Source organism: Paludibacterium yongneupense DSM 18731 (assembly GCF_000422925.1).
Lineage (GTDB): Bacteria > Pseudomonadota > Gammaproteobacteria > Burkholderiales > Chromobacteriaceae > Paludibacterium > Paludibacterium yongneupense.
Genome location: NZ_AUGZ01000004.1, coordinates 13,497 through 26,755, shown reverse-complemented (window position 1 = coordinate 26,755; position 13,259 = coordinate 13,497). Strand labels below are relative to the sequence as shown.

At 63.5% G+C, this 13,259-nt stretch carries 10 protein-coding genes; 8 read left to right on the top strand and 2 right to left on the bottom strand.

All coding sequences use genetic code 11. The features are described from left to right. Positions 1 to 16 precede the first annotated feature (16 nt). Positions 17 to 595 (top strand): Maf family protein, encoded by a 579-nt coding sequence (locus G520_RS0100125; protein ID WP_028533900.1) that lies wholly within the window; start codon positions 17 to 19, stop codon positions 593 to 595. After that, a complete protein-coding gene (locus G520_RS0100120) occupies positions 595 to 1,299 on the top strand; it encodes an SAM-dependent methyltransferase (RefSeq protein WP_028533899.1) in 705 nt (234 codons plus the stop codon). The genes G520_RS0100125 and G520_RS0100120 overlap by 1 nt, the downstream gene beginning before the upstream one ends. Positions 1,300 to 1,306: 7 nt before the next feature. On the opposite strand, the gene G520_RS0100115 is transcribed toward G520_RS0100120, so the two are convergent. Beyond that, the gene (locus tag G520_RS0100115; RefSeq protein ID WP_036664903.1) at positions 1,307 to 2,314 is read right to left on the bottom strand and encodes a BMP family lipoprotein; all 1,008 of its coding nucleotides are present in this window, start codon (positions 2,312 to 2,314) and stop codon (positions 1,307 to 1,309) included. Between the two features lie 207 nt (positions 2,315 to 2,521). On the opposite strand from G520_RS0100115, the gene G520_RS20875 reads away from it, so the two are divergent. Beyond that, the gene (locus G520_RS20875) at positions 2,522 to 3,517 is read left to right on the top strand and encodes a PfkB family carbohydrate kinase (protein WP_051228740.1); all 996 of its coding nucleotides are present in this window, start codon (positions 2,522 to 2,524) and stop codon (positions 3,515 to 3,517) included. 4 nt (positions 3,518 to 3,521) lie between these two features. Here the strand turns inward: G520_RS20875 and G520_RS20870 are convergent, their stop codons facing one another. Beyond that, entirely contained in the window at positions 3,522 to 4,385 is an 864-nt protein-coding gene (locus G520_RS20870; RefSeq protein WP_036664901.1) for a Rossmann-like and DUF2520 domain-containing protein, read from the bottom strand. Positions 4,386 to 5,131: 746 nt separating this feature from the next. Between G520_RS20870 and hydE the strand changes: the two genes are divergently transcribed. From hydE to G520_RS0100080, 5 genes are all read left to right on the top strand, one after another. Beyond that, positions 5,132 to 6,340: a [FeFe] hydrogenase H-cluster radical SAM maturase HydE gene (gene hydE, locus G520_RS20865; protein WP_084637376.1), complete on the top strand. Its 1,209-nt coding sequence runs from the start codon at positions 5,132 to 5,134 to the stop codon at positions 6,338 to 6,340. Positions 6,341 to 6,416: 76 nt separating this feature from the next. Further along, the gene (locus G520_RS0100095) at positions 6,417 to 8,432 is read left to right on the top strand and encodes an FAD-dependent oxidoreductase (RefSeq protein WP_028533897.1); all 2,016 of its coding nucleotides are present in this window, start codon (positions 6,417 to 6,419) and stop codon (positions 8,430 to 8,432) included. Positions 8,433 to 8,446: 14 nt separating this feature from the next. Continuing rightward, positions 8,447 to 10,228 carry a [FeFe] hydrogenase, group A gene (locus G520_RS0100090; protein WP_028533896.1) on the top strand — a complete coding sequence of 594 codons (1,782 nt, stop codon included), beginning with the start codon at positions 8,447 to 8,449 and terminating at the stop codon, positions 10,226 to 10,228. A 133-nt stretch (positions 10,229 to 10,361) separates the two neighbouring features. Next, entirely contained in the window at positions 10,362 to 11,765 is a 1,404-nt protein-coding gene (hydG, locus tag G520_RS0100085; protein WP_028533895.1) for a [FeFe] hydrogenase H-cluster radical SAM maturase HydG, read from the top strand. An 86-nt stretch (positions 11,766 to 11,851) separates the two neighbouring features. Continuing rightward, positions 11,852 to 13,255, top strand: a complete 1,404-nt coding sequence (locus tag G520_RS0100080) for an aspartate ammonia-lyase (RefSeq protein ID WP_028533894.1) — start codon at positions 11,852 to 11,854, stop codon at positions 13,253 to 13,255. Positions 13,256 to 13,259 lie beyond the last annotated feature (4 nt).

Genomic DNA, 13,259 nt, shown 5'->3' with positions numbered 1-13,259 from the left:
TCAAGACTTCATCGCCATGCAAATCATTCTCGCATCCACCTCGCGCTATCGGCGCGAGATCGTGTCCCGGCTCGGCCTCGCCATCGATGCCATCGCCCCGATCTGCGACGAAACGCCACTTCCCGGCGAAAGCGCTCTCGCGACCGCGCGCAGGCTCGCGCGGACGAAAGCCGAATCGCTGATACCCGCCCACCCCGCCGCGCTCATCATAGGCTCGGATCAGGTCGCCCTGCTGGACGGCACCCAGATCGGCAAGCCGCGTTCGCTCGAACATGGCGTGGAAATGCTGACCTGGATGGGCGGTCGCTGCGTCGTCTTCCATTCGGCGCTCGCGCTCGTCAACAGCGCGAGTGGTCGCGTGCAGACCTGCGAAGGCATCAGCCGCGTCACGTTGCGCCCGATCTCGGAGCGTCAGGCGCGCGAATACCTGCGACGCGAGCCCGATGCGCTGAACTGCGCCGGCGCGGCCAAAAGCGAAGGCCTCGGCGGCGCGCTGATCGAACGAATCGAGTCCGACGACCCCAACGCCCTGATCGGCGTCCCCCTGTACGGCCTGGTAGGCCTGCTGCAAAACGAAGGCGTGGAGATACTGTAATGGCCAGACTGTTTCTGATACCGACCCCGCTTGGCGACGAAGCCACGCCCTGGCTGCCCGAAGCCGAGCGCCAGCGCGTGCTGCACCTCACCCATTTCGTGGTCGAGGCGGAAAAGACCGCACGCAAGCATCTGAAGGCGCTCGGCGTGAGCACCCCGATCCGGGAGCTGTCGCTCGCCACCCTGGACGAACATACCCGCCCCGCCGATGTCGCCGCCCTGCTCGCGCCGCTCGAAGCCGGACATGACCTCGGCCTGGTATCCGAGGCCGGCTGCCCGGCCGTCGCCGACCCAGGCGCCCGGCTGGTGGCCCTCGCGCACGAGCGCGGATTCGAAGTCGTGCCGCTGATCGGGCCGTCCTCCATTCTGCTCGCACTGATGGCCTCAGGCGCCAACGGTCAGAGTTTCGCCTTCCATGGCTACCTGCCGGTCGAGGCGGGCGAACGCGAAAAACGGATCAGGGCGCTGGAAACGCGCTCGCGCCAGAACGGTGAAACGCAGATCTTCATCGAGACGCCCTACCGCAACAACGCCCTGCTCGAACATCTGCTCGCCACCCTGGGACCGGACACCCGGCTCGCGATCGCGTGCGACCTGACCTTGCCGACACAGACGATAGTCAGCCGTCGCGTCGCCGACTGGCCGCAGCCGACACCCGACCTGCACAAGCGTCCGTGCCTGTTCGTGCTGTACGCACAAGCCTAGAGTCCGGCTACGAGCCCGCGACCGGGCAGCGGTTGTGCGTGCGATAGTCGACCACCTTGAGCCGGCCCGCGACGATATCGTCGCGGGCCGCATTCAACCGTTTCTCCACCTTCGCCGTGACCAGCGCACGATTGTGACTGTCGAGCGCCCAGTCGACGCCCCCCTCCTTCAAGCCCAGCGTCTGCAGACCCGGGCGCCAGCGGCCTTCGCGGCCCGCCTTCATCACGGCAAAGACCGCATTGTCGGCACGCTTGACCATGGAAGTCAGCATCGTCCCCGGATACAGGTGATTCTGGTTGCTGTCGACCCCGATGAAGAAGCGCCCGCCGGCTTTCGCCTGCTCCATCATACCCACCGAGCTCGGCCCGGCTGCAGCGAAAATCACATCGACGCCGCGATCGAACTGGCTGCGCGCGATTTCCCCGCCGCGCCCCGGATCGTAAAAGGCGGCGGGGGTATTGCCTATGGTATTGCGGACGATCGTCGTCCCCTTCGCCACATGCTTGACCCCTTGCGCATAGCCGCAGCCGAAGGAACGGATCAGCGGCACGTCCATCGCGCCGATGAATCCGACCTTGCCGCTCTCCGACTTCAGCGCGGCGGCCATGCCGACCAGAAACGAACCCTCTTCCTGCCGGAACAGCGTGGACGAGACGTTGGCCCCCTTCGCTTCCGAATCGATGATGGCGAACTTGACCGCGGGAAACTCGCGCGCCACCGTCTCCACGGCGGGCCGGAAGGCAAAACCCAGCGCGATCACCATATTGGCGCCGCGCCGCACCATCGCCCGCAGGGCCTGCTCTTTTTGTGCCTCGGCCGCTATCTGGATCTCCAGATAGCGCGTTGCATAGGTTTTCTTGAAGCGGTCGGCCCCGAGGTAGGCCATCTCGTTGAAGCTCTGGTCGTACTTGGGGCCATAGGACACCAGGGCCGGCAGGAACTCGGCGGCAGCGGCGCCGGTCATTGCCAGCGCCACCGCCAGGGCTGCGCCGGCGGTTTGCAGTTTTCTCGTCATGAGTTGTCGTCTCGCGCGGTGAGTTGATAAAGCGGCGACCCGCGTGGGCCTCCGCGGTCGCTGAGTCAGCACGCCAGACGCTAACGCGCCCTTGCTACGGCATCCAGCCCACGCGGATCGGGTATGCACGGCGCGACACGCCGGCTTGACAGACAGTAAAGCGCCGCTTAATTTGAAAGATAATCTATCAAATGCATGGATTATTTAATGGAAAAACCAACTGGCGGCAACAGCGACGGACGGTACGCAGTCGTTATCGGCAACTCCAATATGGACATCGCAGGAACGCGGGTTCCCGGTGTCGCGATGCGTGCTTTCGATGCCGGACCCGGCGTCATCCGCTACAAGCGCGGCGGCGTCGCGCGCAATGTCGCGGAAAATCTTGCGCGCCTCGGCTGCGACTGCCGCTTCGTCAGCGTCTTCGGCGACGACCATCACGGGCAGGCGCTGTGGGCCGCCACGAGCGAGGCCGGGGTCGATCTTTCTCCATCCCGCATCGTGCCGGATGCCACGACATCGACCTGCCTGGTCGTGAACGACAGCGCCGGAGAGATGTTCTATGCCATCGCCGACCTCTCCATCATCGAGCGGCTTTCGCCCGCCCACCTCGCCGATCACAGCGAATTGCTGGAGGGGGCCGCGCTGATCGTCACCAATACCGACCTCAGCGAAGAAGCCCTCGACTGGCTGTTCACCCGCCACGGCGACCGCCCTCTGCTCGTCGACACCGTCGACGCGTTCTACGCAGGCCGCATCCTCCCCTGGCTGTCGCGGGTCCACACCATCAAGCCCAACCGCGCAGAGGCGAGCCAGTTATCGGGCCTGCCGTTCAAATCGCGCGAGCATGCGCCCCCCATCGCCGACTGGTTCCACCGCGCCGGCGTCATGCAGGTCGTGCTGAGCCTAGGCGAGTACGGCCTGTATTACAGCAACGGACAGAGCGCAGGCTGGATGGAACCGCTGCCGGTCGACGTGGTGAACGTCAGTGGCGCGGGCGATGCATTGCTGGCCGGACTGGCCTATGGCTGGCTCGAGGGCCAGCCCTTTGTCGACGCACTGCGCTTCGCGTGCGGCTGCGCCGCCCTCACGCTGACGACCGAAGACAACAACTACCCCGCGTTGTCCCCCTCCGCCGTGCGCGAACTGCTGCGCCGCGCGCGCGCGCCGCTCGCCCCCTCCATTGCCCCGCCCGCTCCGCGCTAGCGGCTCAGGCATCCGCCCCCGGCGCAAGCTCGGCCGCCAGGCGTTCGAGATCGTCGGGGGCGAGACCGGGCGCCGCCATCTCCAGGGTGGCGCGGCCTAGCGCCAGATAGGTCGCGCGCGCCATCGGCGACGGCATTACGGCCAGATGCCGCGCCACGGTCTGCACATCGCCGCGGGCGATCGGCCCGGTCAGGGCCGCCTGCGGGCCGATCTCGAGAGCGTTCTCCAGAGTTTGCCGCATCAGCGCGCCGATCAGCGGCAGGGCCTGCTCGACGCCCCCTGCACACGCCAGCTCTTGCGCCAGCGCCGTCAGCGCAAGCAGATAATTGGATGCGACACATAGCGCCGCGTGATAAGCCGGCTTGCCCCCCGGCGCCAAGCGAAATGGCAGCCCGCCGATATCGCGCGCCAGGGACTCGAGCTCGACGCAGGCATCCGCCTCGCCCTCGAGCGCGCAACGGGTTCCGGCGAATGTCGCGACGGCCCGCTCGGCGTCGGCAAAGGAAAATGCCGGATGCAGGCTGGCACAGCGCAGCCCGCGCCGAGCCAGCGGCCCGAGCAGGGCCGCTTCGCACGCCCCGCTCGCATGAAACGCCAGCGCCCCCGGCGCGACCCGAGCCTGCATGGCGAGTTCGGCTGCCACGCGCCCGATCGCTGCATCCGGCACCGCGAGCAGCCACATATCGGCGGCGGGCAAGGCCGATAGCGAAGCGCACGCTCTCCCCTCGCCGACAAAGGCAACGGCGGCGGCAGCCGACTCCGGACTGCGATTGCAGATGCCGGCGACACGGTAGCGCCCGCTATTTCGCGCGAGCCGCGCGATGACTTTTCCCAGGCGCCCGGCGCCGACAATATTCAGTGTTTTCATGATGAACGACTCTAGCAGGCGATCGCGGACGACGGAAGACAACGGCGGCGAACGATAGCGTGATGGCAACACCCCCACCCGCGGCAGACAATCGACACCAGCAGAATAAAAGTTTTGATTTAACTCAAACCGTCGCCAGATAAATGGCATTGATATAAATCAATACTTGTCCAGTGCGAATTGATTCTCGATTCCCCTCGCTTTATAAAGACTACATTGATTGGCAAAAGCAGGGCCCGGATCACGCGACGCGACTGCTTGACACTTTGCGTAACGGCACCGCGACGTGTAGTGGCGTCACTACAATCCATCTCAAATAATCAATGGCTTACAGATCATGAAACCGCTGGCCCGACCCTCGCCCGGCCGCCATCATGACTGGATTAATATCAAAGAAATTTTATTAATTTATGCCATAATCCGCGTCCTGAAGTGAGTGCGGTCTTCGCCTTGCATTATGACCGGTCCGTTATACGGATAGTCGCTTGCCGTAGACCGGAATTATTCGGATAACCGTATGCAGCGACCGTGGGAAAATACGTGTTCCTTCGCACGAAGCACTATTTTTCAACGCTTTGCGTCCCATCGGCTGCAATAGAAACGGTTGGCACGGACTCTGCTATTCATTAAGCCAGGCATGCCCGCTCGCGGCACGTCGGTACTTTGCCCGTTACAGCACTGCGCACAACCCATCCTGGCGTTGAGGTATGCAGTAGTCGAACCGTTTTACAGGATAGGGAAACGTGATGAACACAGCGGAAACAGGAACGATAGCGGCCATCTTGCGCAAGCCGGTTCTGCTCAAACAGGACCTGGTAGCCATCCTTGCCGCTACGGATCCGGCCGACATTGAACGCATCCGCGCGGCAGCCGAATCCACGCTGCTCGAACACTGCGGCCCGACCGTCCGCCTGCGCGGCTTGATCGAGTTCTCCAACCTCTGCGTCTCCGACTGCCTCTACTGCGGCATCCGCAAGAACAACCGCGAAGTCGAGCGCTATACGCTGAGCGACGAGGATATCGTCGAGTCCGCACGCTGGTGCGCCACGACCGGCTACGGCTCGGTGGTGCTGCAATCGGGCGAGCGCCGCGACCGCCGCTTCATCGACTCGCTGGTCAGGAACATCCATGCCATCAAGGACGCGACCCGTTCGGAAAAGCTGCCGGATGGCGTCGGCATCACGCTGTGCGTCGGCGAGCTCGCGCGCGCCGACTATGAACGTCTGTATCAGGCGGGCGCCCACCGCTATCTGCTGCGCATGGAAACCTCTTCGCGCGAGCTGTTCGCCGCCCTGCACCCGCCGGCGCAATCATACGACAGCCGCCTGGCCTGTCTGCACATGCTCAAGGACATCGGCTTCCAGATCGGTACCGGCGTCATGATCGGCATTCCGGGGCAAACCATCGAACAGTTGGCCGACGATCTGCTGTTCTTCCGCGATCTCGATATCGACATGATAGGCATGGGGCCCTACATCCCCCACGCCCAGGCCGCGATGCCGCCCGATGCGCCCTTGCTCGACGTCGCCACACGCATGGACCTCGCCTTCAAGATGATAGCCGGTGCCCGACTGCTATTGCGCAACGTCAATATCGCGGCGACCACCGCCTTGCAGGCGCTCGACCCGGTAGGACGCGAAAAAGGCCTGCGCTTTGGGGCCAATGTCATCATGCCCCAGGTCACCCCGCTGCATGTGCGCCAGATGTACACCCTCTACGATGGCAAGCCCTGTCTTGGCGATACCGCCTCGCAATGTGCCAGCTGCCTCGAACAGCGCATCCATTCGGTCGGTCGCCGCATTCTGCACGACGGGTGGGGAGACTCGGCCCACTACGCGCGACGCCATGCCATGAACGTTCCAGCAGCCATGCAGCCGCCGGCCATCGGGCCGGCGCAGCCCGCCATCCCGTCGCATGGCGCGCGCAGGGTCATCCCGCTGCAGCTCAAACCCTGACGCCGCCGCCCGCACGGCCCGAATTCGCAATGTGTATTAAGTAATGACTAAATCAAATCAACGCTTGGAGTAGAAATTGAATCAACTGACTTATGGGGTATGGGACGGTAAAGTCTATGACTTCCGTAACGGCTCGCCGGAGGCAAACGATGCGCTCCCCGCTCTGTCCGGACTGGACACGTTCGCTCCCGACAACACGGTGCAGGCCTTCGTCGCCGACCGCGGCTTTCTGGTGTTCGACCCGGCGGTAAGCCTGGTCGAGACCTTCTGGATGTATATGCAGCGTGCCGCCGAGGAGTCTTGCGGCAAGTGCACCCCCTGCCGCGTCGGTACCAGCCAACTGCGCGATGAACTCGACGCGATGCGCAAGGGCCGGGGCGATGCCAGCCGCCTCGATGCCATCGCTCTGCTCGCGGAACAAATCGCCACCACCTCGCTGTGCGGCCTGGGTAAATCCTGTAGCCGCGCCTTGCAGTCCGCCATCGCGCACTTCAAGGAGGTGTTCGAGCAGGAAATCGCCGCCGGAGAAACCCGGACCCAGCACGGAATGGTCTACGCCACCGCGCCCTGCATCGAAGCCTGCCCGGCCAAGCTGGATGTGCCGCACTACATTGATGACATCCGCGACGGCAAGCCCTCGCATGCGCTCGGCATCATCCTCGACAAATACCCGATGGCCTCGTCCTGTGGCCGCGTTTGCGTCCGCTTCTGCGAACTCGCCTGTCGCCGCAAGGACGCGGAAGGCGCAGTCGGCATCAAGATGCTCAAGCGCTTTGCCGCCGATCAGGCCTATACGCCCGGCCACAGCCTGTTCTCGAAAGATCTCGTGCGCCCGGTGCTCGATACGCCCAAGCGCGTCGCCGTCGTCGGCGCCGGTCCGGCGGGCATTACCTGCGCCTACCAGCTGCTGCGCAACGGCATTGACGTCGATGTACTGGACTCGCAACACAAGGCCGGCGGCATGACCTCGGTCGGCATCCCCAGCTACCGCTTGCCCAAGGATGTCCTGAAGGCCGAGACCGAAGATGCCATCACCCGGCTTGGCGGCCGCATGCTCTATGGCAAGACGCTGGGTAGCGATTACAGCGTCAGCGACCTTCTGGCCCAGGGTTACGACAGCGTCTTTCTCGGTTACGGCGCAAGCCGTGGCACCCTGCTCGGCGTCAAGGACGAAGATCCGTCGCTCAAGGGTTACTACTCCGGCATCGACTTCCTGAAAGATGTGCATGACCACGTCGAAGACGGCAAGCCGTTCAGCCTCGACGGCGAAGTCGTCGTCGTCGGCGGCGGCAACGTCGCCATGGACTGCGTACGCTCGGCGGTGCGCATGGGCGCAAAGAAAGTGCATCTGGTCTACCGGCGCACCGTGGCCGACATGCCGGCCGACCATGAAGAAATCGAGGCCTCGGAAAAAGAAGGCGTGGTGTTCCACTGCCTGACCAATCCATCGCGCCTGATTTCCGCCGATGGCGTCGTCACCGGCGTCGAAGTCGTCACGATGCGCCAGACCGAAATGGACGCCAAGGGTCGTCGCAGCGTCGAAGCCGTACCCGGTTCGGAAAGCATCCTCCGGTGCGAGTACGTGATCGCGGCCATCGGCCAGCAGGTCGACCGGGCGACGCTAAGCGAAGCCGACGGCATCGCCACCGACCGCTGGGGCTGCATCGTGGCCGACACCGATACGCTGGTCACCTCGCGCGAAGCCGTTTTCGCCGGCGGCGACTGCGTGCTGGGACCGTTGACCCTGATCCACGCGATGGATCAGGGTGCCAAGGCCGCGGCCAGCATCACCGAATACCTGAAAAACGGCACGACGACGGTCAAGCCCGAACAGCGCATGCAACGCATGTTGGCCGCCAGCAAGCTGGTATCCGGCGAGTGCCTCGACCGCGAACTGGTCGACAAGCAGCGCTTCACCATGCCCGAGCTGAGCGTAGCCGATCGCGTGAATACCTTCGAGGAAGTGGAACAGGTGATTTCGCAGGAAGAAGCCTACCGCGAAGCCGACCGCTGCCTGCGTTGCTACCGCCTGTATTCCGTGATTACGGAATCGCCGTTGGCTGCGCCGCAAACCTCAACCCAATACGCATAATCGAGTCTCGAGTCATGAAAGCACAAATCAACGGTAAGGAATATTCCTTCGAGTCGTCCGATACGATTCTGAAGCTCGCGCGCCGCAACGGGATCTATATCCCGACGCTGTGCGAACTGCACGATACCGGCCATGCCCCGGGCACCTGCCGCGTATGCATGGTTGAAGTCCGCACCGAGGGCGCCGAAGCCGCCTATGTCACGGCCTGCGACACGCCTTTGCAAGATGGCGCAAGAATCTACACCCGCACGCCCAAGGTGCAGGAACTGCGCCGCATGCAGCTCGACCTGATGATGGGCGACCATAACCAGGACTGCGCCTCCTGTTCGCGCCACGGCGCATGCGAATTGATCGACGTGGCCGACGCCGTCGGTCTGAAGAAAAGCAGCATCAGCATCCAGCCGCTCCAGACGGCGCCGTGCGAAGCCGCCGACTCGGCCGTCGTTTACGATCAGAGCCGCTGCATCCGTTGCATGCGCTGCGTATCCATCTGCCGCGACACGCAAGGCGTCGATGCGCTCGAAGTCAGCGGCCGCGGCGTCAACTCGGCCATCGTCATCAAGGATGGCAAGACCCGCAACGAGTCCGACTGCGTGTCCTGTGGCCAGTGCGTGATGGTGTGCCCGACCGGCGCCTTGTCAGAACGCGATCAGACCCAGGAAGTCATCGACTACCTGGCCGATCCCAAAATCGTTACCGTATTCCAGATCGCGCCGTCCATCCGCGTCGGCTTCGGTGAAGAGTTCGGTCTGGAACCCGGCGGCAATGTCGAAGGCAAAGTCGTCGCCGCCTTGCGCGCAATCGGCGCCGACGTGATCCTGGACACGAACTTCGCCGCCGATGTGGTGATCATGGAAGAAGGCACCGAAGTCCTCGGCCGCGTCACCCGCAGCGAAGGAACAACCTTCACCTCCTGCTGCCCGGGCTGGGTGGATTTCGCCGAGAAGAACTTCCCGCAGATCCTGCCCATGCTCTCTTCGACCCGTTCCCCGCAGCAAGTGCTGGGCTCTCTGGCCAAGACCTATCTGCCGAACAAGATGGACATCGATCCGGCCCGGATCCGGGTCGTGTCCATCATGCCGTGCACGGCCAAGAAAAATGAGGCCGCGCGTCCGGAACTGGGCAAGGATGGCATCCCCGATGTCGACATCGTATTGACGATACGCGAATTCGCCCGTTTGCTGCGGCGCGAAGGCGTCGATCTGCGCGAACTGGAACCGTCAGCCTTCGACGATCCGCTGATGAGCGAATACAGCGGCGCCGGCGTCATTTTCGGGACGACCGGCGGGGTGATGGAAGCGGCGATCCGTACCTTGTACTTTGTCGCCAACGGCAAGGAGCTGGACGGCATCGAAGTCCATGCCGTGCGCGGCTTCGACAACGTCCGCGAAGCCACCATCGAGGTTGGCGGCAAGGTCGGCACGCTCAAGGTCGCCATGGCCCACGGACTGACAGCGGCACGTGCGATTTCCGAAGCGGTTCTCGCCGGCACCGTCAAATACGATTTCATCGAAGTCATGGCTTGCCCGGGCGGTTGTATCGACGGTGGCGGCCACCTGCGCAGCAAGAAACGCTATCTCAAGCATGCGCAAGAGCGCCGCAACGGCTTGTTCGCGATCGACCGCAAGACCAAGGCCCGTCAATCGCATAACAACCTGCAGGTGCAGAAACTGTATCGGGACTTCCTGGGCGAGCCGAACTCGCACCACGCGCACGAACTGCTGCACACGCACTATCACGCGCATCAGCAAGAAGCCCGCGTCTGCCTGAAGAAGATTTGGGCCGACAAGGAGTAAGCACGTCGTCCGGGGCGCCGCCGGTCGCATGGACCGGTGGCGGACTCTCGAGAATCCGGCGCAAAGTGGCGCTCACTATCAGACCACTTTGTTACGGTTTTTCGAAACAAGCAAACGACCTTTGGAGCACCGCATGACACACATCCATAATACCGAAGCCAGCTGGCTTGACCCTGCAGTCGTCGAAGCCGCGCTGGCCGGCGCCACCGGCGATGCCGCCCGCATCCGCGAAATCCTGGTCAAGGCACGCGAGCTGAAGGGGCTGAATTTCGAAGAAGTGGCCGAGTTGACCTGCATTGCGACCGACGAACTGCGCAACGAACTGTTCGCCACCGCCCGCTACGTCAAGGAGCAGATCTATGGCCGCCGCATGGTGCTGTTCGCTCCGCTGTATATTTCCAATGTCTGCGCCAACGAATGCAGCTACTGCGCGTTCAGCCGCTCGAACAAGAGCCTGCAACGCCACGCCCTGGACATGGACGAAATCAAGTCCGAAGCCCTGCACTTGATCGATCAGGGACAAAAGCGCGTACTGCTGGTTGCCGGCGAAGGCTATTCGGCCGCCAAGGGCGGCTTCCAGTACGTACTCGACGCCATCGCCGCGGTCTATTCCGTCACCCACGAGAAAGGCAATATCCGTCGCCTGAACGTGAACGTGGCACCGCTGAGCATCGACGATTTTCAAAAACTGAAGGCCGCCGAAATCGGCACCTATCAGTTGTTCCAGGAAACCTACCACCGCCCGACCTATGCCGCCGTTCACACCGGGGGCAAGAAGACGGATTTCGACTGGCGCTGCACCGCCATGGACCGTGCCATGGAAGCCGGCATCGACGACGTGGGCCTGGGCGCGCTGTTCGGCCTCTACGACTGGCGCTTCGAACTGCTGAGCCTGATGCAGCATAACGCCCACCTTGAAGAACGCTTCGGCGTCGGCGCGCACACCATCAGCGTACCGCGTATCGAACCGGCGCAAGGCGCGCCGATGTCGGATGCGCCGCCGGCCGTCGTCTCCGACAACGACTTCAAGAAGATCATCGCCATCCTGCGCCTGGCCGTGCCGTATACCGGCCTGATACTGTCTACGCGCGAATCGGCCGAGATGCGGCGCGAAGGCATAGAGCTCGGCATTTCGCAGATCTCCGCCGGCAGCCGGACCAATCCGGGCGGCTATGGCGCCGACGAAGGATCGCTGGCCCAGTTCCAGCTTGGCGACCATCGTTCGCTGCAGGAAATCGTGCAGGAACTGGCGTCGACCGGCTATGTCCCGTCATTCTGCACCGCCTGCTACCGCATGGGCCGCACCGGCGTCGATTTCATGGATCTGGCCAAGCCAGGCCTGATCAAGCGCAAGTGCGATCCGAACGCGGTCACCACCCTGCTGGAATATGCGACCGATTACGGCACGCCGGAAACCCAGGCCGCCTGCAATGTCGCAATCGTCCAGGAATTGGGTACGATGGATGAGAAAACGCGGCGCAATGCTGAAAAAATGCTGAAAATGATACGCGACGGCCGTCGCGATATCTATTGCTGAAATAGGCGACGGCACGTAAATCGGCGGCGCCGACCGGCAGTGCCCGGGCCGGTGCCGCCGGTGCCCGACTCAATGGCGGTGACAGGATGACACGAATCGAATCCGACTCGCTGGGCGAGCTGCGCCTCCCGGCCGATGCGCTCTATGGCGCACATACCGCGCGCGCGCTCGACAATTTCAGGCTCAGCGGGCAAGCGCCGGCTGCCGAACTCGTGCGCGCGATGGCGCAAGTCAAGATCGCCTGCGCACGCACCAACCGCGAGCTGGGACTGCTCGCGCCGGATGTCGCCGATGCGATCGTCGGCGCAAGCCGCGAACTGATGGACGGGACGCTCGCCCGCGCCATCGTGGTCGATGCACTGCAAGGCGGGGCGGGAACGTCCCTGAACATGAACGTCAACGAGGTCATCGCCAACCGGGCCGAGGAGATGTTGGGCGGACGCCGCGGCGAATACCGTCTCGTCCATCCCATCGACCATGTCAACTTGCATCAGTCCACCAACGACACCTATCCGACGGCGCTGAAAGTGGCAGCCATCGGCCTGCTGCGCGAACTGCACACGTCGATTTCGGGCCTGCAGTCGGCATTTCAGGATAAGGAACGCGAATTTGCCCATGTGGTGAAGGTTGGGCGGACCCAATTGCAGGATGCCTGCCCGACAACGCTAGGCGCGAGTTTCTCCGCCTGGGCCGAAGCACTCGCGCGCGATCGCTGGCGTGTCTCCAAATGCGAAGAAAGACTGCGCGTAGTCAATCTGGGCGGGACGGCCATCGGCACCGGCATCACCGCGCCGCGCGATTATATCTTCACGGTTACCGAACGGCTGCGCGAAGAAACCCGGCTAGGGCTCGCACGCGCTGAAAACCTGGTCGACGCCACGCAGAATGTCGATGTATTCGTCGAAGTTTCCGGCATTCTCAAAGCACACGCGGTCAACCTGCTGAAAATTTCATCCGACCTGCGGCTTTTGTCGTCCGGCCCGCGCGCCGGGCTGGGCGAACTGCATCTGCCCGATCGTCAGGTCGGCTCCAGCATCATGCCGGGCAAGGTCAATCCGGTCATCTGCGAAGCCGTGGCCCAGGTCGCCATGCAGACCATAGGCAACGATGCGACGATCACGCTGGCCGCCCAGGCCGGGCAGCTCGAACTGAACGCCTTCCTGCCGCTGCTCGCGCATGCGCTGCTCGGCTCGCTCACCTTGCTGGTGCGCGGCAACGACATGTTCCGCTCGCACTGCGTCGAGGGGATCGCGGCAAACGAGGCGCAGTGCCGGGAACAGGTCGTGCACTCGCTGGCGACCGTGACGGCGCTCGTGCCGCTGCTCGGCTATCAGACCGCCGCCGCCGTTGCCAAGGAGGCCCTGGCCACGGACAGCACGATCGCTGCCGTCGTACTGAAAAACGGACTGCTGACACAGGCGGTGCTCGATCAGGCACTCTCGCCCGGCGCCATGACCACTCTGGGTTTTCGCGGCAAAGCGAGAACCTGAACCC

Bases quoted from the DNA above. Each gene is read 5' to 3' on its own strand.
- G520_RS0100125 (WP_028533900.1), top strand. From the start codon at position 17: ATGCAAATCATTCTCGCATCCACCTCGCGCTATCGGCGCGAGATCGTG.
- G520_RS0100120 (WP_028533899.1), top strand. From the start codon at position 595: ATGGCCAGACTGTTTCTGATACCGACCCCGCTTGGCGACGAAGCCACG.
- G520_RS0100115 (WP_036664903.1), bottom strand. From the start codon at position 2,314: ATGACGAGAAAACTGCAAACCGCCGGCGCAGCCCTGGCGGTGGCGCTG.
- G520_RS20875 (WP_051228740.1), top strand. From the start codon at position 2,522: ATGGAAAAACCAACTGGCGGCAACAGCGACGGACGGTACGCAGTCGTT.
- G520_RS20870 (WP_036664901.1), bottom strand. From the start codon at position 4,385: ATGAAAACACTGAATATTGTCGGCGCCGGGCGCCTGGGAAAAGTCATC.
- hydE (WP_084637376.1), top strand. From the start codon at position 5,132: ATGAACACAGCGGAAACAGGAACGATAGCGGCCATCTTGCGCAAGCCG.
- G520_RS0100090 (WP_028533896.1), top strand. From the start codon at position 8,447: ATGAAAGCACAAATCAACGGTAAGGAATATTCCTTCGAGTCGTCCGAT.
- hydG (WP_028533895.1), top strand. From the start codon at position 10,362: ATGACACACATCCATAATACCGAAGCCAGCTGGCTTGACCCTGCAGTC.
- G520_RS0100080 (WP_028533894.1), top strand. From the start codon at position 11,852: ATGACACGAATCGAATCCGACTCGCTGGGCGAGCTGCGCCTCCCGGCC.